An 18,003-nucleotide genomic window follows, 5' to 3' on the forward strand; every position below is an offset into this window, starting at 1 on the left:
ATGAACATTCTCGTCATCGGCTCCGGCGGCCGTGAACACGCTTTGGCCTGGAAACTGGCGCAAAGCCAGAAGGTGCAGCGCGTCTTCGTGGCGCCCGGCAACGGCGGCACCGCGCTCGACAAGCGGCTGACCAACGTGCCCATCACCGACCCCACGGCACTGGCCGATTTCGCGCAGAAGGAGAAGGTCGGCCTGACGGTGGTCGGCCCCGAGGCGCCGCTGTCGCAGGGCGTGGTCGACATCTTTCGCGCCCGCGGCCTGCGCATCTTCGGCCCGACCAAGGCGGCGGCCCAGCTCGAAAGCTCCAAGGCCTTCGCCAAGGACTTCATGCAGCGGCATGCGATTCCGACCGCGGCCTACGGCACCTTCACCGACGCGGCCCAGGCCCACGCTTATGTCGACAAGATCGGCGCGCCCATCGTCGTCAAGGCCGATGGGCTGGCGGCGGGCAAGGGCGTGGTCGTGGCCATGTCGCTGGCTGAGGCGCACGAGGCGATCGACTTCATGCTCGAAGGCAATGCGCTGGGCGTGGTGCACAACGCCGGCGGCGCGCGGGTCGTGATTGAGGAATTCCTGCAGGGCGAAGAGGCCAGCTTCATCGTGCTGTGCGACGGCAAGAACGTGCTGCCGCTGGCCACCAGCCAGGACCACAAGCGCATTGGCGACGGCGACACCGGTCCGAACACCGGCGGCATGGGCGCCTATTCGCCGGCCCCGGTCGTCACGCCCAATGTGCACGCCCGCGCGATGCACGAGGTCATCCTGCCGACGATTGCCGGCATGGCCAAGGACGGCATTCCATTCACCGGTTTCCTGTATGCCGGGCTGATGATCTCGCCCGACGGCCAGGTCAAGACGCTGGAGTTCAACACCCGCATGGGCGACCCGGAAACCCAGCCCATCATGATGCGGCTCAAGAGCGACCTGGTCGACGTGATGCTGCACGCGACCGACGCCACGCTGGACCAGGTCACGCTGCAATGGGACCGGCGCTTCGCGCTGGGCGTGGTGATGGCCGCCGCCAACTACCCGGCCGAACCGCGCAAGGGCGATGCCATCGCCGGCCTGCCGGCGAATGCGGCCGGCACCGAGGACGGCATGGTCTTCCACGCCGGCACCGTGGCCAAGAACGGCCAGACACTGACCTCCGGTGGCCGGGTGCTGTGCGTGACCGCGCTGGGCGACTCGGCGCGCACCGCGCAGCAGCGCGCCTACGAGCTGATGCAAGGCATTGCCTTCGACGGCGCGCAGTGGCGCACCGACATCGGCCACCGCGCGATCAAGCGCTGAACCGGGCATGAGCGTGGACACCCAGGCGCTGCGGGCCTACTTCCTGGGCCTGCAGGAACGCATCGTGGCCCGCCTGTCCGAGCTGGACGGGCAGGCTTTTCTCACCGACGCCTGGCAGCGCGAGCCCGGCGGCCGGCTGACGGGCGACGGCATCACGCGGCTGATCGAAGGCGGCCAGCTGATGGAGCGCGGTGGCTGCAACTTCAGCCATGTGCAGGGCCAGCAGCTGCCGCCTTCGGCCAGCGCGCACCGGCCCGAGCTGGCCGGCGCGCCGTTCGAGGCCATGGGCGTGTCGCTGGTCTTCCACCCGCGCAACCCTTATGTGCCGACGGTGCACATGAACGTGCGCTGCTTTGTCGCCAAGCCCGAGGGCCGTGGGCCGGTGGTGTGGTTCGGTGGCGGCATGGACTTGACGCCGTACTACGGCTTCGAGCAAGACGCGGCGCACTTCCACCGCAGCTGCCGCGACGCGCTGGCGCCGTTCGGCCCGGCGCTGTACCCGCGCTTCAAGCAGTGGTGCGACGAGTATTTCTTCCTGAAGCACCGGCAGGAACCGCGCGGCATTGGCGGCATCTTCTTCGACGATTTCCACGAGCTCGGCTTCGAGCAGAGCTTCGCGATGACCCGTGCCGTGGGTGACGCTTTCCTGGCCGCGTACGAGCCCATCCTGCAACGCTGCCGCGACATGCCGTACGGCGAGCGAGAGCGCGATTTCCAGGCTTACCGGCGCGGGCGCTACGTCGAGTTCAACCTGGTGTGGGACCGCGGCACCTTGTTCGGCCTGCAGTCCGGTGGCCGCACCGAGGCCATCCTGATGTCCATGCCGCCGATGGCCAACTGGCGCTACGACTGGGCGCCCGAGACCGGCACCGCCGAGGCGCGGCTCTACAGCGACTTCCTGCGCCCGCGGGACTGGGCGAACTGGGCCGACGAGGCACTGTGAGGCGCCGCGGGCCGAGCGCCGGGCCGCCCCAAGCCGGCCCGCATCCCCTCGGGGGATCGGCGAACGTACCCGTTCGGCGAGCGGCGCCAATGATCGGAATGTTCGGCGGCAGCTTCAACCCGCCGCATCTGGCACACCTGGCGCTGGCCCGCATTGCGGTGCAGGCGCTTCAGTTGGACGAGCTGCGTTGGTTGCCGGCCGGCGCGCCCTGGCAGAAGCCCGCGGGTGCGCTGGCGCCAGCAGAGCACAGGGCGGCGATGGTGCAACTGTTGATGGCCGCCGAGCCTCGGCAACGACTCGATGTGCGCGAGCTTCAGCGCCAGGGGCCGAGCTACACGGTGGACACCGCGCGCGAGCTGAAAGCCGAGTTTCCAGAGGCCGAACTGGTGCTGGTGATCGGGCAGGATCAGTACGCCAGGCTCGACACCTGGCGCGATGCGGCACAATTGCGCTCCCTGGTCTCATTTGCCGTCGCTGCTCGCGAGGGCCGAAGTCCCAGTCCGCCGGCCGCCTGGTCGGGCCTGCCGCACGCCATGAACGTGCTGCCGCTGCCCCGTACCGACATCAGCGCCACCGGCATCCGCGAACGCATCGCTGCCGGGCAGCCGGTTTCACCGCTGGTCGGTGAGGCGGTGGCGCGCTATATTGATCAACACCTCCTCTACCGGGCGCCCCCCGGCCGCTGAATGGACATCCGCAAACTGCAACGCGCCATCGTCGATGGCCTCGAAGATGTGAAGGCCCAGGACATCGTGGTCTTCAACACCGAGCACCTGTCGCCGCTGTTCGAGCGTGTCATCGTGGCCTCGGGCACCAGCAACCGCCAGACCAAGGCCCTCGCTTCCAGTGTGCGCGAGTCGGTCAAGGGTGCCGGCCTGCAGGTGCTGCGCACCGAAGGCCAGGACAACGGCGAATGGATCATCGTGGACTGCGGCGCTGCCGTCGCCCACATCATGCAGCCCGCCATTCGCGACTACTACCGCCTCGAAGAGATCTGGGGCGGCAAGCCGGTCAACATGAAGCTCGGCAGCAGCAAGGTCTCGCTGGTCAAGGCTTCCGAAGAGGAAGACGAACCGGCGGCCAAGCCGGCGAAGGCCGCCAAGCCGAAGATGTCCTCGGCCAAGGCCGAAGCGCTGGCGGCGCCGGTCAAGGGCAAGAAGCGCAGCGACGACAGCCTGGCCGCGGCACCGACCTCGCGTCCGGCCCGCAAGACCAGCGGCGGCAAGCTGGCCAGGCCGGAAGCCAAGCCCGAGCCCATGCCCAGCGCCAAGGCCGTGGCCAAGGCTGCAGCAGCCAAGGCGGAGGCCAAGAAGACGGCCGCCAAGGACGCAGCCAAGAAGGCCATTGCCAAGGCCACGCCGGTCAAGACGCTGGTCGTCAAGCCGGTGGCGGCCAAGAAGGGCGTCATCAAGACTGCCGGCAAGTTGCCTGCCAAGAGCGCCACGCGGGCGCCAGCCAAGGCTGCACCTGCCAGGGCCGCACCGGTGAAGGCTGCCGCGAAGAAGGCGGCACCGGCGAAGAAGGCCGCACCGCGCAAGACCGCGCGCTGAGCCGCAGCGCCTGATGCGCCTTGTGCTTGCCGCCGTCGGCCAGCGCCAGCCGGCCTGGGCTGACGCGGCCTACGAGGACTTCGCCAAGCGTTTCCCGTCCGATGCGAAGCTGGAGCTGAAGGCCGTGAAGGCTGAGCCGCGCGGCGGCAAGAGCACCGAGCAGCTGATGGCGGCCGAGGCCTCGCGCCTCGAAGCGGCCTGCCCCAAGGGTGCGCGCCGTGTCATCCTCGATGAACGCGGCGCCCGCATGACCACGGCGGAGCTGGCCAAGCGCTTCGAGTTCTGGCTGGGCGACGGTCGCGACGTGGTGTTTTTCGTCGGCGGGCCGGACGGCCTGGACCCGACATTGAAGGCCACGGCCGACGAGACGCTGCGCCTGTCCGACCTGACCCTGCCGCATGCCTTTGTGCGCGTGTTCCTGGCCGAAGCGCTGTACCGCGCCTGGTCACTGCGCAACGGCCATCCTTATCACCGCGAGTGAGGCGGCCGGCGCAAGCCGCGCCTCTCACCGCGCCTGCCGTTGTGCTTCGCCGTGACCTCTGCTGCTGCGCCAATGCGCTTCCATGCCTCCCGCTCGCTGCGCATCGACACGCTGCGTGGCGTGGCCATCCTCAGCGTGCTGGTGCTGCACTTCACGCTGGCCTTCGGCCTGCTGAAAAGCCCGCTGGGCGACCTGCTCGGCAAGCCGCTGCTGGGGGTGCTGACACTGCGTGGCAACTACGGCGTGACGCTGTTTTTCGTGATCTCGGGCTTCCTGATCACCCGCCAGGTGCTGCAGCGCGACGGCGCGCTGGCCAACATCGACCTGCGCCGCTTCTATGCCGAGCGGGTCAGCCGCATCCTGCCGCCGCTGCTGCTGGCGCTGACGGTCATCGTGCTGCTGGGCTGGGTGGGCGGGTTGCCGTATTTCGGTGGCGACAAGGACACGCCGGCCCTGCCGCCGCAGCGCTGGCTGATCGCGCTGGCCTCGGTGCTGGGTTTCTGGCACAACCTGCTGATGCAGCAGGAAGGCTGGGGCTACTTCCACTACTGCCTGAACGTCTACTGGTCGCTGTCGGTCGAGGAGGCGTTCTACCTGCTGTTCCCGCTGCTGTGCCGCGTGCTGAAACGGCCGCTGTGGATCGTGTTGTCGGCTGTCGCCTTGCTGGTGCTCGGGCCCGTCTACCGCGCGCTGCACCCCGGCAACGACATCGATTTCCTCTACGCCTACCCGGCCTGCTTCGACGCGATCGCGGCCGGCGTGTTGTGTGCAATGGCCAGCCAGCGCTGGCGGGTGCCGGCGCGCTGGGCGGCGCCGCTGCGTTGGCTGGCGGTGGCCGGCATGGTTGCGGTGTGGTGCCAGTCCTTCATGGGCCACCCGAGCTGGACCTTCAGCGCGCTGCTGGGCTGCACCGCCCTCTGGCTCTGGGCCTCGCGGGGCCCTCAGCCGGTCGTCGTGGGCTGGCGCGGCCAACTGGACAGCCTGCTCACGCCGCTGCGCTGGCTGGGCCGCCACAGCTACGAGCTGTACCTGTTCCATGTGCTGGTGCTGGCCGGACTGCTGCAGTTTTTCCAACGCGACACGCTGCAGCCGGTGCAGCGCCTGCCCCTGCTGCTGGTCTTCCTGCTGCTGAGTGCGCTGGTCGCCGCAGGCGTGTCGCGCTGGGTCGGCGAGCCGGTGCTGCAGGCCTTGCGCACGCGCTGGATTCGTCGCCCTTCGCTCAAGGCCGCCGGCTGGTCGACCTGACAATGGCGGCCATGCAAGCGTTTCACGACTTCGTCTACCTCGCCTCCCAAAGCCCGCGCCGGCGCCAACTGCTGGACCAGCTCGGCGTGCGCCATGAACTGCTGCTGCCCGCGCCCGACGAAGACGCCGAGGCGCTGGAAGCTGAAGTGCGGGGTGAATTGCCGGCCGACTATGTGCAGCGCGTGACCCGCAACAAGCTGGTGGCCGCGCGCGAGCGGCTGAGGACGCGCGGGCTGCCGGCCGCGCCGGTGCTGTGCTCGGACACCACCGTCGCGCTGGGCCGGCGCATCCTCGGCAAGCCGGTGGACGCGGCGCACGCGCTGGCCACGCTGCAGGCCTTGTCCGGCCGCAACCACCGGGTGCTCACGGCAGTGGGGGTTCATGACGGACGGCGCAGCCGCTTTGCGCTCAGCCTGTCCAGCGTGCGCTTTGCCGAGATTCCGCCCGAAGTGCTGAGCCGCTACGTGGCCAGCGGCGAGCCGTTTGGCAAGGCCGGCGCCTATGCCATCCAGAGCTCGCTGGCCGGCTGGATCGCCCGCATCGCCGGGAGCTACTCCGGTATCATGGGTTTGCCCCTTTACGAGACAACCCAGCTGCTGCGCCAGGCCCGCGTGCGATTCTGACGACGCCGTGCCGGCAGCCGCGGGGTCAGGCCAACAGGCCACCGGCCGCCACGCATGCACGACATCCTGATCAACTGGTCCCCACAAGAGACCCGGGTCGCCATCATCGAAAACGGCGCGGTGCAGGAACTGCACCTGGAGCGAACGCTGGAACGGGGCCTCGTCGGCAACGTCTACCTCGGCAAGGTCGCCCGCGTGCTGCCCGGCATGCAAAGCGCCTTCATCGACATCGGCCTGGAACGCGCCGCCTTCCTGCACGTGGCCGACCTGCACACCAGCGGCCCGCACCACGGCAAGGGCGACAACGGCAACAACGTCCCGCCGGTGCCGATCGAGAAGCAGGTCTTCGAAGGCCAGACGCTGACGGTGCAGGTCATCAAGGACCCCATCGGCACCAAGGGCGCGCGGCTGTCCACGCAGATCAGCGTGGCTGGCCGCATGCTGGTCTTCTTGCCGCAGGACAACCACATCGGCATCTCGCAGAAGATCGGCTCGCCCGAGGCACGCGAGCAGCTGCGCACCCGCATGCAGGCGCTGGTCGGCAAGCCCGAAGAGGGCGGCGGTGGCGGCTTCATCCTGCGCACCAACGCAGAGGAAGCCAGCGACAGCGAGCTGGGCGACGACATTGCCTACCTCCGCAAGACCTGGGGCCTGATCCGCCAGCGCGCGGTCACCCAGCCGGCGGGCTCGCTGCTGCACCAGGACCTGGGCCTGGCCGAGCGGGTGCTGCGTGACCTGGCTACCGAGCAGACGCAGGCCATCCGCATCGATTCGCAGCAGCAGTTCGACCTGCTGAAAGCCTTTGGCACGGCCTACACACCGGCCTCTTCCGCCAAGCTGGAGCACTACCGCGGCGAGCGGCCGATCTTCGACCTGTTCGGCATCGAGGAAGAGATTGCCCGCGCGCTGGCGCGGCGCGTGGACCTGAAGTCCGGCGGCTACCTCATCATCGACCAGACCGAAGCGCTGACGACCATCGATGTCAACACCGGCGGTTTTGTCGGGGCGCGCAATTTCGACGACACCATCTTCAAGACCAACCTGGAAGCGGCACTCGCCATTGCCCGCCAGCTGCGCCTGCGCAACCTGGGCGGCATCATCATCGTCGACTTCATCGACATGGTGCGAGAGGAGCACCAGCACGCGGTGCTGAGCGAATTCAGGAAGCAGCTGGCGCGCGACCGCACCAAGACCACGGTCAGCGGCTTCACGCAGCTGGGCCTGGTCGAGATGACGCGCAAGCGCACGCGCGAGTCGCTGGCCCACATGCTGTGCCAGCCATGCTCCACCTGCGCCGGCCGCGGCCAGGTCAAGACGGCGCGCAGCGTCTGCTACGACATCCTGCGCGAGATCCTGCGCGAAGCCCGCCAGTTCGACCCCAAGGAATTCCGCGTGCTGGCCAGCGCCTCGGTGGTGGAAATGCTGCTGGACGAAGAAAGCCAGCACCTGGCCGACCTGTCCGCCTTCATCAAGAAGCCGATCTCGCTGTCCGCCGAACCAGCACTGAACCCGGAGCAGTACGACATCGTCCTGATGTAGGCCCTCAGGTCTGGGCTGCGCCCAGCCTGCCCCCGAGGGGGGTCAGGAAACCTGGGGCGGCCCGGCGTTTCCTGGTGGGCCCAGCGTGCGCCCGGCTCGGCTGAATTTCAGGCCACTTCGCGCCCGGCGCCCGCCATCCAGATCCGGTACCAGTCCTCGGCGCTGAGTTCGAGCTTGGTGGCGGCCATGGCTTCGTCGGCGGCTTCGAGGCGGCGGGAGCCGATCACCGGGATGGGGTGGCAGGGCAGGCGCAGCAGCCAGGCCAGGGCCAGCGTGGTGGCGCTGGCGCCGCCCAGGCGTTCTCCCATTTCGGCCAGCACGGTGCGCACGGCGAGCGAGCGTTCGTCGGTGCCGGTGAACAGGCGGCCGCCGGCCAGCGGGGACCAGATCATCGGGCGCAGGCGCAACTGCTGCAGTTGGTCGAAGGTTCCGTCGTCCAGCGGGTCCAGGTGCAGCGGCGAGCATTCGAGCTGGTGGGTCAGCAGCGGGAAGCGGCTGTTGAGCAGCGCGAACTGCGAGGCGGTGAAATTGGACACGCCGAAGTTCAGCACCTTGCCTTCGCTGCGCAGCTGCTCGAAGCAGCGCGCGAGCTCATCGGCATCCAGCAGCAGGTCGGGGCGGTGGATCAGCAGCAGGTCCAGGCGGTCGGTGTGCAAGGCCTTCAGCGAGGCTTCGACCGAAGCGCGCACGTGCGCGGCCGAGCTGTCGTAGGACTTGATCGCGTGGCTGGGCCGGTTCGGTGTGGTCAGCTTGATGCCGCATTTGCTGATCAGCTGCATCTGGTTGCGCAGGCCGGGCTTGGCGGCCAGCGCCTCGCCGAACAGCGCCTCGACCTCGTAGCCGCCATAGATGTCGGCATGGTCGAAGCTGGTCAGCCCACGTTCGATGCAGCCTGCTATCCAGGCCAGGCGCTGCGGCACGCTGAGTTGCCACTCGGACAGGCGCCAGGCGCCAGCGACGATGGGGGAGAGCTTCAGGTCGTTCATGGGCGCGGTGAAGAAATTCAGCTGCGGAATTGCATGCCGTGCAGCCGCGCGTACAGGCCGCCCTGCGCGAGCAGCTGCTGGTGGCTGCCTTGTTCGACGACGCGGCCGCCGTCCATCACGACAATGCGGTCGGCGCGTTCGATGGTGGCCAGGCGGTGGGCGATGACCAGCGTGGTTCGGCCCTGCATCAGCCGGTCCAGCGCCTGCTGCACCAGATGCTCGCTTTCGGCATCCAGTGCCGATGTGGCCTCGTCCAGGATCAGGATGGGCGCGTCCTTGTAGATCGCGCGGGCGATCGCCATGCGCTGGCGCTGGCCGCCGGAGAGCTGGCTGCCGTTGTGGCCGATGGGACTGTCCAGCCCCTGCGGCAGGCTCAGCACGAAGTCCAGCAGGTTGGCGCTGCGCAGCGCCTCGCGCACGCGCTCGACATCGGTCTCTTCGCCCAGCGCCACGTTGTTGGCCACCGTGTCGTTGAACAGCACCACGTCCTGGCTGACCAGCGCGAACTGGCGCCGCAGCGCGCCCACGTCCCAATCGATCAGCGGCACACCGTCCAGCATCACGCGGCCGCTGTCGGGCTCGACGAAACGCGGCATCAGGTGCACCAGCGTGGACTTGCCGGCGCCCGACGGGCCCACCAGCGCCAGCGTTTCGCCGGCGCGGATGTCCAGCGTCACGGCGTCCAGCGCCTGCGGCTGGTCCGGCCGGTAGCGCAGGTTCACGTTGTCCAGCTGCAGGTGGCCGCTACTGCGCTCGACCTGGTAGCTGCCGCCGGTCTCGGCCGGGCTGTGCTCGATCATGTCCAGCCCGCGCTCGAGGGCCGTCAGGCCGCGCGTGATGGGGGCCATCACGTCCGACAGGTGCTTGATCGGCGTGATCAGCATCAGCATCGCGGTGACAAACGAGACGAAGCTGCCGACCGAGGCGCCGCTGGACCGGGCATGCCATAGCGCCACGACGATGACGCCAGACATCGCGATCGCGGCCAGCACCTGCGTCAACGGCGTGATGCTGGCGCTGGAGGCGACCGACTTCAGCAGCAGGCTGCGCAGGCGTTCGCTGCCCTTCTCGAAGCGCGCGGCCTCGATGCTGGCCGCGCCGTGCATGCGCACGATGCGCCAGGCCAGCACGTTTTCCTCGACCACGTAGGCCAGCTCATCGGTGGCCACGGCACTTGCCTTGCTCAGCTTGCGCAGGCGGCCGCCCATGGTGCGCATGACCCAGGCCACGGCCGGCAGCAGCACCGAGACCAGGAGCGTCAATTGCCAGTTCAAGTACATCAGGTAGCCGAACAGGCCGATCAATGTCAGCGAGTCCCTCACCATCGTGTTCATGCCGTTCATCATCTGCTGGGCGCCAGCCTGCACTTCATGAACGAGGGTGTTGGTCAGGCTGCTGGCGCTGCGGCTGCCAAACAGCGCGGGCGCGGCCTTCATCAAATGGTCGAACATGGCGGTGCGCAGCGACAGCACGCCGCGGTTGGCCGCCCAGGCCAGCGAATACTGCGAGATGAAGCCGAACACGCCGCGTAGCAGGAACAGCCCGATCACCACCACCGGCACCTGCCACAGCGGCAGCGCACCCTCCTTGAAGCCGCGGTCGATCAGCGGCTTCATCAGGGCGGCGGTTGCCGGCTCAGTGGAGGCCACGACCACCGAGGCAACGGCGGAGATGGCCCAGGCGCCGCGGCCGCCTTTGAAGTGCGGAGCAAGTCGGCGCAGGCGCTGAAAGAAGGAAGGGGTCATGTTCTGTGGGAGAGGGCTGGAGCGAGCCCGGCGGCGATTATCGTTGTTGCTCTGCCTACAATGCGCCGCAGCCCACAATTGACGCCGGCATGGAACTTGTTGCGCGTTTTTGGAATCGAGCCCTCTACGCATGTGGAAAAGACGTAATGCATTGGGCGCGCTAGGCGCCCTCGGAACCACCGCCGCTTTGCCGGCCCTGGCCCAATTTCGAGTCGAGATCGCCGGCATTGGGGCGACCCAGCTGCCGATAGCGCTCTTGCGCTTCCGCGACGAGGAGAACAGTTCTCAGCCGATCTCGCCTGTGATCCGGGCCGACCTCGAGCGCAGCGGCCTGTTCCGCTTTGTTGACGGTGCGGCCCAGCACGACGAAACCGGCAGCCCATCCTTCAACGACCTGCGTGGCCGCGGTGCCGATGCGCTGGCCGCAGGCTCGGTCACCCGCTTGGCCGACGGCCGCTTCGACGTGCGCTACAAGCTGTGGGACGTGGTCAAGGGCAGCGACCTGGGCGGCCAGAGCCTGGCCGTGCCGGCGCCTGACCTGCGGCTGGCGGCGCACCGCATCGCCGACGCGATCTACGAGAAGCTGACCGGCGAGAAAGGCGTGTTCGCCACGCGCATCGCCTACGTGACCAAGGGCGGCGGCCGCTACGCGCTGCGCGTGGCCGACGCCGACGGCGAAGGCGGCCAGGTTGCGGTCACCAGCGGCGAGCCCATCATCTCGCCGGCCTGGTCGCCCAACGGCAAGGAGCTGGCCTATGTGTCGTTCGAATCGCACAAGCCGGTCGTCTATGTGCAGGACACCTCGACCGGCGCGCGCCGCCAGGTCGCCAACTTCCGCGGCTCGAACAGCGCGCCGGCCTGGTCGCCCGACGGCCAGACGCTGGCGGTGACGCTGTCGCGCGAAGGCGGCTCGCAGATCTTCCTGATGCCGCGCGAAGGCGGCACGCCGCGCCGCGTGACGCAGAGCAGCGCCATCGACACCGAGCCGGCCTTCACGCCGGACGGCAGCGCGCTGTATTTCGTCAGCGACCGCGGCGGCTCGCCGCAGATCTACCGCCAGCCAGTCAATGGCGGCAACGCCGAGCGCGTGACCTTCAATGGCAGCTACAACATCAGCCCGGCCATCAGCCCTGACGGCAAGACGCTCGCCTTTGTGCAGCGCCAGGGCGGCAGCACGTTCAAGGTCATGACCATGGACCTGGCCAGCGGCAACCTGACAACCGTCAGCGACACCAGCGACGATGAAAGCCCGAGCTTCTCGCCGAACGGCCGCTTCCTGATCTACGCCACCCGCACGCGTGGCCAGGAAGTGCTGATGACTTCCACATTGGATGGCAAGATCAGGACCCGCCTGCTCACCAGCGGGCAGGACATTCGCGAACCGGTCTGGGGCCCCTTCGGCCGCTGAGCGCAAGGCCCCATCTTCGCGAACCAACGCTGCACCACAAGCTGCATCACCAACAACAAGGAGTCTTCCATGTCCCAGTCCCTGCCTTTTTCTTCCATCCACCGCGCCGGCCTGGGCGCCATGCTGGCGGCCACGCTGCTGGCGGCCGGTTGTGCCTCCAGCGTGAAGCTGGACGACACGCCAGTCGAGACCCGCGCGCCCAAGGCTGTCGACAGCCAGCCTGCCACGCAGTCTTCGCAAAGCGGCGTCAACACGGTGGACCTGAACAAGAACGACCTGGGCGCCTCGGCGGTCGGCAAGGTCGTGTACTTCGACTTCGACAGCTTTGTCGTCAAGGAAGAGTTCCGCTCGGTGCTGGAAGGCAATGCCAAGATGCTGAATGCCAGCAAGCAACGCAAGCTGACCATCGAAGGCCACACCGACGAGCGCGGTGGCCGTGAGTACAACCTGGCGCTGGGCCAGAAGCGCGCCGAGGCGGTGCAGAAGTCGCTGGCGCTGCTGGGCGTGGCAGACGGGCAGATGGAATCGGTCAGCTACGGCGAAGAGCGCCCGGCCGTGCAGGGCAGCGACGAAGCCGCCTGGGCCAAGAACCGCCGTGCCGAGCTGAAGGACCGTTGAGGCCATGACCCGCTGGCTGAAATTCCTGCCTGCCGCCCTGGCGCTGTCTGGCCTGTGGCTGTCGGCAGTGCCGGCGCATGCGGGCGTGTTTGACGACGACGAGGCCCGCAAGGCCATCCTGGAGCTGCGCAGCAAGCAGGCCCAGACCGAAACCATGCTGCGCACCCGGCTGCAGGAGTTGGCCGACCAGGTCCAGCAACTGCAGCGAGGCCTGTTGGACCTGAACAGCCAGAACGAGCAGCTGCGCGCCGAGATGGCCCGCATGCGCGGCCAGGAAGAGCAGATGCTGCGCGACCTGTCCGAGGTCCAGCGCAGGCAGAAGGACATCCAGGCCGGCGTGGACGAGCGCATGAAGAAGTTCGAGCCGCAGCCGGTTTCGGTCGACGGCAAGGACTTCAGCGCCGATCCGGAAGAGAAGAAGCTCTACGACGATGCGATGGCCAGCCTGCGCAACGGTGACTTCGACAAGGCGGCCGGCGGCCTGCAGAACCTGATGAAGCGCTACCCGAGCAGCGGCTACACCGATTCGGCGCGCTACTGGCTGGGCAATGCGCAATACGGCCTGCGCCAGTACAAGGACGCGATCGTCACCTTCAAGGCCTTCCTGGCAGGGGCGCCCGAGCACGTGCGCGCACCCGAGGGCTGGCTGGCCGTGGCCAACTGCCAGGCCGAGATGAAGGACAACAAGTCTGCCAGGCGCACGCTGGAAGACCTGATCAAGCAATTCCCGAAGTCCGAGGCTGCGCAGGCAGCCAAGGAACGGCTTGTCTCATTGAAGTAACCGGCCTCGAACTGCTGCGCCGCCCGCCCGCCGGTTTCCGGCCGGTGGGCGGTGTTGTTTCGCGGCTCCTAAAATCGCAGGATGCAGCAAATCGATGTACCGGCCCTGACCCACCAGGTGCTGTGGGCCACATTCATCCTGTCGGTGGCCTTTGGCGCGCTGGCGCAGCGCAGCCACTTCTGCACCATGGGCGCGGTGGCCGATGTGTTCCACATGGGCGACTGGACCCGCGCCCGCATGTGGGCGATGGCGATTGCCACCGCGATGATGGGCTTCGGCCTGCTGGCCGGCTCGGGCCTGATCGACCCTGCGCGTGCGCTCTACACCGCGCCGCGGCTGCTGTGGCTGTCCACGCTGGTCGGTGGCGCCTTCTTCGGCTTTGGCATGGTGCTGGCCTCCGGCTGCGGCAACAAGACGCTGGTGCGCATTGGCGGCGGCAACCTGAAGTCGCTGGTCGTGTTTTTCGTGATGGCCTTTGCCGCGCTCGCCACGCTGCGCGGCATCACCGGCGTGCTGCGCGTCAACACGCTGGACAAGTTGGCGCTCACGCTCCCGGCCGGCCAGGACCTGCCGGCGCTGCTGAGCGCGAGCTTCGGCGCCACACGGCAGACGCTGGGCCTGGTGCTGGGCCTCGCCGCGGGCGCGTTGCTGTGGCTGTGGGTGCTGTTGAAACCGGAAGGGCGCGCGCCGGAAGCCGTGGTCTCGGGTCTTGGCATCGGGCTGCTGGTGGCTGCGATGTGGTGGGTTTCCGGGCATCTCGGCTTCGTTGCCGAACACCCCGACACGCTGGAGCCGACTTACCTGGCTTCGTCCACCCGCGGCATGGAGTCCTTCAGCTTCGTCAACCCGATTGCCGCGGTCGTCGACTGGCTGACGATGTACAGCGACGCGAGCAAGGTGCTGACGATGGCGGTCGTGATGCCTGTTGGTGTGATCGCCGGCTCGGCCGCCGTCGCGCTTGCGACTCGCACTTTCCGCTGGGAAAGTTTCGGTGGCGTGGAAGACATGGCCAACCACCTCGTCGGCGCGCTGCTGATGGGCACTGGCGGCATCCTTGCGCTGGGCTGCACCGTCGGGCAGGGCCTGAGCGGCCTGTCGACCTTGTCGGTCGGCAGCGTGCTGGCGACGGCCGCCATCGTGGGCGGCGCCTGGGCTGCGCTGCACTACCAGAGCTGGCGCGTGGAGCGCATGGGATGAACGGCTTCAATGAGCCCCTGGAGGCCGACCTGGAGCGCCGCTTCGGCGGCCTGCGGCGGCTGTATGGCGATGCTGGCTACCAACGCCTGCGTGGGTTGCGGCTGGCCATCGTGGGCGTGGGCGGCGTGGGCTCGTGGGCGGCCGAGGCGCTGGCGCGCTGCGGCGTGGCCGAGCTGGTGCTGATTGACCTGGACCAGGTGGCCGAGTCGAACATCAACCGCCAGGTGCAGGCCGTCGGTGCCACGGTCGGCCAGGCCAAGGTGCACGCGCTGGCCGCGCGCATTGCGGACATCCATCCTGGCTGCCTGGTGCGCCAGGTCGAGGAATTTGCCGAGCAGGGCAACTGGCCGGCGCTGCTGCCAAGGCCTGTCGATGGTCTGATCGACGCCTGCGACCAGGTCAAGGCCAAGGCGGTGCTGGCCGCGTGGGCGCTGGCGCAGCGCGTGCCCATGGTCTGCAGCGGTGCGGCAGGCGGCAAGCGGCAGCCGCACCGGCTGGAAGTGGACGATTTGTCCGCCGTCACGCACGACCCGCTGCTGGCCTCGTTGCGCAATCGGCTGCGGCGCGAGCACGGCGCGCCGCGGCAGGGCCGCATCGGCCTGCGCTGCGTGTTTTCGCGCGAACCGGTGCTGATGCCGGAGGCGGCCGAAGCCTGCGACGTGGATGGCAGCCTGAACTGTGCCGGGTATGGTTCTTCTGTGATGGTGACGGCCAGCGTGGGCATGATGGCGGCGGCCGAACTGGTCTCGCTGTGCCTGTCTGCGCCCCAGCAAAATGCGATTGGTGACGCAAAACCATTGCAAGCCGTCAAAAGCATGCCATAATAGATGGCTCTGCCGGGGGTTGTTAGCTCAGTCGGTAGAGCAGCGGACTTTTAATCCGTTGGTCGTGGGTTCGAATCCCGCACAACCCACCAGATGATTTCAGAAGGTGCCTGGTTTTCCAACTTGTTGGCAGCCCAGGCGTCGCTTGGGGCTCTTAGCTCAGTTGGTAGAGCAGCGGACTCTTAATCCGTAGGTCGAGTGTTCGAGTCACTCAGGGCCCACCAAGTTTCTCTTCTGTCATCGCAGACCCCCAGGGCTCTTAGCTCAGTTGGTAGAGCAGCGGACTCTTAATCCGTAGGTCGAGTGTTCGAGTCACTCAGGGCCCACCAAAATTAAGATTGAAAACAAGCACCCAGGTCAAAAGCCTGGGTGCTTTTTTCTTGGCCGTTTGCCTTTGCCGCTGGCACGGTTCTGGCGTGGTCATGGCGTTGCTCCCAGTGGCGCCGTTTGGCGCTTTCCAGGGAGAATCCGCCGTTTGCCATGTTGCTGCCACCCCGCGTATCCCTGCGGGTGAAGTGCGGCTGACCGGCATCGATGCGAACCGCCATCCTTTCTAGCTTGACATGACCACTTCTACTTCTGTTCCCATGGCCGGGCCGGCCGACGTGCCCTCCGGCCAGCGCTGGAACTGGCTGCCGCGCCAAGGCAGCTGGGGCTATCACGCACTGCTGCTGACACTGGGCATCCTGGTGCTGGGTCCGCTGGGCGGCGTGACGGCCTCGTACATGAATTTCTCGCTCGGCTTTTTCGTTGGCGGCCAGGTGCTGGCCGGCCTGCTGGGCTCGGTGGTCACGCTGGGCTACGGCTCTGACGGCAAGCACGGCGCCAACTTCATCCAGACGGCTGCCGCTTCGGTTGCCGGCATGAGCGCGATGGGCGTGCTGATCCAGGCCATGGTCTGGATGGGCATGCCGCAGCCGCCGGTCTGGCAACTGATGCTGTACATGCTGTGCATCGGCATGCTGGGCGCCGGCGTGGGCATGTTGTACACGCCCATCCTGGTCGACAAGCTGCAACTGCCTTACCCCTCGGGTTTTGCAGTGGCCAACATCCTGCGCGCGCTGACCGATCCGGTGCTGCTGCGCCGCTCGGTGGCCAAGCTGGGCAGCGGCATCGGCTTCGGCCTGGCGGGCGGCGTGGCCGCGGCCAAGGTGGCCTTCATGGGCACCATCGAGCTGTCCACCTCGACGCTGGGCGCGGGCATGCTGGTCGGGGCGCGCATCGGCATCCCGGCCATCATCGCCGGCGGCATCGGCTGGTCGCTGGTGCCGTACTTCATCTCCATCGGCTGGCTGCATGAAGGTGACCCGTTCCGCAAGATCATGTTCCTGATCGCGCTGGGCACCATCATGGGCGCGGCCATCATCGACCTGAGCCTGATCTTCTGGCAGGCCTGGCAGCGCCTGACCGGCAGGACTGCAGCGCCGACGGCGACCGTCGAATCCTGGAAGCGCGTGGACAGCAAGCGCATGTTCATGTGGGTCGGCTTCTGGGCCGTTGCCACCGTGGGTGTCGGCCACTATGTGCTGAACCAGCCGGTCTTCTACCTCGTGTTCGCGGTGCTGCTGGTGTTCCTGTTCGCGATGGTCAACGGCATCTCGCAAGGCATCAGCGATTCGAACCCGATCTCGTCGGCCTTTGTCGTCTCGATCGTGATGATGGCCGCCATCGGCCTGAAGGACCCGGCCATCGGCCTGATGGCTGGCACCGTGCTGCTGGTTTCGGTCAGCGTGGCCGGCGACATGCAGCAGGACCGCTCGACCGGCGCGCGCCTGGGCACCAGCCGCACGCTGCAGTTCCGCTACCAGGTGGCGGGCATCTTCGTCGGCGCGGTCGTCGCGGTGGGTTTTGCCAAGCTGTTCATGGCCGCCTACCCGGTGCTGCTGCTGGACCAGACGGTGATGAAGGCCGGTGAGCAGCCGGCCGAATGGAGCGCGGCGATGACCTACAAGTTCGTCGGCGTGCTGCGCAGCCTGACGGATGACAAGCCCTACCAGCGCACGGCGATCTGGGTTGGCGTGGGCATTGGCTTTGCGGTCGAACTGGCGCGCAAGCTGATCAAGCGCAACGCCGGCTACCAGCGCTTCGTCGCTTCCGGCAAGCCTGGCTTCTGCACGGACTTCGTGCTGGACGCAGTGGTGCTGCCGTCGCCCTACGCCTGGTCCTTTGGTGGCTTCGTGAACCTGAACACCTCCGCCTGGTTCGCCATTGGCGGCGTGATCTCCAGCTTCCTGAACTCGCTGCCCAAGCCCAAACCCAAGCCGGGCGAGACCGAGCTGCCGGAAGACATGAGCTCGTCGTCGCTGTTCGGCGGTGGCCTGATTGCCGGTGATGCACTCGCTGCGCTGGGCCTGGGCGTGATCGGCCTGCTGGCCACGTTGGCGGGTTGAGCCCGATGGCCAAGCTCTACGGCATTCCGAACTGCGACACGGTCAAGCGCGCCCGCGCCTGGCTGGCCGAGCAGGGTGTGGCGGCCGAGTTTCACGACTTCAAGAAGCAGGGCGTGCCGGCCGAGCGCGTGCCGGCCTGGCAGGCGGCCGTTGGCTGGCAACCGCTGGTGAACCGCCAGGGCACGACCTGGCGCAAGTTGTCGCCTGAGGTGCAGGCTGCGGTGGTTGATGCCGCCAGCGCGCAGGCGCTGATGCTGGCCGAGCCCAGCGTCGTCAAGCGTCCGGTGGTCGAATGGCCGAACGGCCGCATCACGGTCGGTTTTGTGCCGGCCGATTGGGCGCCGCTGGCTTCAGCCGCCCTCGGCTGAAGCGCTGCTGCAGCC

At 67.7% G+C, this 18,003-nt stretch carries 17 protein-coding genes and 3 tRNA genes; 18 read left to right on the forward strand and 2 right to left on the reverse strand.

Translation table 11 applies throughout. The annotated features are described in order from the left end of the window. From purD to rng, 8 genes are all read left to right on the forward strand, one after another. Positions 1-1,290 carry a phosphoribosylamine--glycine ligase gene (gene purD / locus ACAH41_RS17290; RefSeq protein ID WP_325656658.1) on the forward strand — a complete coding sequence of 430 codons (1,290 nt, stop codon included), beginning with the start codon at positions 1-3 and terminating at the stop codon, positions 1,288-1,290. A 7-nt stretch (positions 1,291-1,297) separates the two neighbouring features. Continuing rightward, a complete protein-coding gene (gene hemF, locus ACAH41_RS17295; RefSeq protein WP_325656656.1) occupies positions 1,298-2,233 on the forward strand; it encodes an oxygen-dependent coproporphyrinogen oxidase in 936 nt (311 codons plus the stop codon). 89 nt (positions 2,234-2,322) lie between these two features. Then, positions 2,323-2,919 carry a nicotinate (nicotinamide) nucleotide adenylyltransferase gene (gene nadD / locus ACAH41_RS17300; RefSeq protein ID WP_325656654.1) on the forward strand — a complete coding sequence of 199 codons (597 nt, stop codon included), beginning with the start codon at positions 2,323-2,325 and terminating at the stop codon, positions 2,917-2,919. Next, positions 2,920-3,783 carry a ribosome silencing factor gene (gene rsfS / locus ACAH41_RS17305; RefSeq protein ID WP_325656651.1) on the forward strand — a complete coding sequence of 288 codons (864 nt, stop codon included), beginning with the start codon at positions 2,920-2,922 and terminating at the stop codon, positions 3,781-3,783. 13 nt (positions 3,784-3,796) lie between these two features. After that, on the forward strand, positions 3,797-4,264 hold the full coding sequence (gene rlmH / locus ACAH41_RS17310; protein ID WP_325656649.1) for a 23S rRNA (pseudouridine(1915)-N(3))-methyltransferase RlmH: 468 nt from the start codon (positions 3,797-3,799) through the stop codon (positions 4,262-4,264). A gap of 72 nt (positions 4,265-4,336) precedes the next feature. Then, positions 4,337-5,509 (forward strand): acyltransferase, encoded by a 1,173-nt coding sequence (locus ACAH41_RS17315; RefSeq protein WP_325656646.1) that lies wholly within the window; start codon positions 4,337-4,339, stop codon positions 5,507-5,509. An 11-nt stretch (positions 5,510-5,520) separates the two neighbouring features. Then, complete coding sequence (locus tag ACAH41_RS17320; protein ID WP_325656644.1) at positions 5,521-6,132, forward strand: nucleoside triphosphate pyrophosphatase; 612 nt, start codon at positions 5,521-5,523, stop codon at positions 6,130-6,132. Between the two features lie 54 nt (positions 6,133-6,186). Next, entirely contained in the window at positions 6,187-7,671 is a 1,485-nt protein-coding gene (gene rng, locus ACAH41_RS17325) for a ribonuclease G (protein ID WP_325656642.1), read from the forward strand. Positions 7,672-7,778: 107 nt separating this feature from the next. Here rng and ACAH41_RS17330 read toward each other — a convergent pair whose 3' ends face one another. Both ACAH41_RS17330 and msbA read right to left on the reverse strand, forming a co-directional pair. Next, positions 7,779-8,657, reverse strand: coding sequence for an aldo/keto reductase (locus ACAH41_RS17330; protein WP_325656640.1), 879 nt, complete (start codon positions 8,655-8,657; stop codon positions 7,779-7,781). A 17-nt stretch (positions 8,658-8,674) separates the two neighbouring features. Beyond that, complete coding sequence (gene msbA, locus ACAH41_RS17335) at positions 8,675-10,402, reverse strand: lipid A export permease/ATP-binding protein MsbA (protein ID WP_325656638.1); 1,728 nt, start codon at positions 10,400-10,402, stop codon at positions 8,675-8,677. A gap of 130 nt (positions 10,403-10,532) precedes the next feature. On the opposite strand from msbA, the gene tolB reads away from it, so the two are divergent. The 10 genes from tolB to ACAH41_RS17385 all read left to right on the forward strand — a co-directional run bounded on the left by tolB (position 10,533) and on the right by ACAH41_RS17385 (position 17,988). Then, on the forward strand, positions 10,533-11,810 hold the full coding sequence (gene tolB, locus ACAH41_RS17340; RefSeq protein ID WP_325656636.1) for a Tol-Pal system beta propeller repeat protein TolB: 1,278 nt from the start codon (positions 10,533-10,535) through the stop codon (positions 11,808-11,810). Between the two features lie 69 nt (positions 11,811-11,879). Beyond that, positions 11,880-12,428 carry a peptidoglycan-associated lipoprotein Pal gene (gene pal, locus ACAH41_RS17345; RefSeq protein WP_370538386.1) on the forward strand — a complete coding sequence of 183 codons (549 nt, stop codon included), beginning with the start codon at positions 11,880-11,882 and terminating at the stop codon, positions 12,426-12,428. Between the two features lie 4 nt (positions 12,429-12,432). Next, the gene (gene ybgF / locus ACAH41_RS17350) at positions 12,433-13,209 is read left to right on the forward strand and encodes a tol-pal system protein YbgF (protein ID WP_325656634.1); all 777 of its coding nucleotides are present in this window, start codon (positions 12,433-12,435) and stop codon (positions 13,207-13,209) included. Positions 13,210-13,290: 81 nt separating this feature from the next. Beyond that, positions 13,291-14,406, forward strand: coding sequence for a YeeE/YedE family protein (locus ACAH41_RS17355; protein WP_325656632.1), 1,116 nt, complete (start codon positions 13,291-13,293; stop codon positions 14,404-14,406). After that, positions 14,403-15,230: a tRNA threonylcarbamoyladenosine dehydratase gene (locus ACAH41_RS17360; protein ID WP_325656630.1), complete on the forward strand. Its 828-nt coding sequence runs from the start codon at positions 14,403-14,405 to the stop codon at positions 15,228-15,230. The genes ACAH41_RS17355 and ACAH41_RS17360 overlap by 4 nt, the downstream gene beginning before the upstream one ends. A gap of 16 nt (positions 15,231-15,246) precedes the next feature. Further along, a tRNA-Lys gene (locus ACAH41_RS17365) sits at positions 15,247-15,322 on the forward strand. A gap of 56 nt (positions 15,323-15,378) precedes the next feature. Next, a tRNA-Lys gene (locus ACAH41_RS17370) sits at positions 15,379-15,454 on the forward strand. Between the two features lie 29 nt (positions 15,455-15,483). Continuing rightward, a tRNA-Lys gene (locus tag ACAH41_RS17375) sits at positions 15,484-15,559 on the forward strand. A 258-nt stretch (positions 15,560-15,817) separates the two neighbouring features. Beyond that, positions 15,818-17,620, forward strand: coding sequence for an OPT/YSL family transporter (locus ACAH41_RS17380; RefSeq protein WP_370538387.1), 1,803 nt, complete (start codon positions 15,818-15,820; stop codon positions 17,618-17,620). A gap of 5 nt (positions 17,621-17,625) precedes the next feature. After that, complete coding sequence (locus ACAH41_RS17385; RefSeq protein ID WP_325656626.1) at positions 17,626-17,988, forward strand: arsenate reductase; 363 nt, start codon at positions 17,626-17,628, stop codon at positions 17,986-17,988. The last annotated feature ends 15 nt before the right edge of the window (positions 17,989-18,003 follow it).

It is taken from the genome of Ideonella sp. (assembly GCF_041287625.1).
Classification (GTDB): domain Bacteria; phylum Pseudomonadota; class Gammaproteobacteria; order Burkholderiales; family Burkholderiaceae_C; genus Ideonella.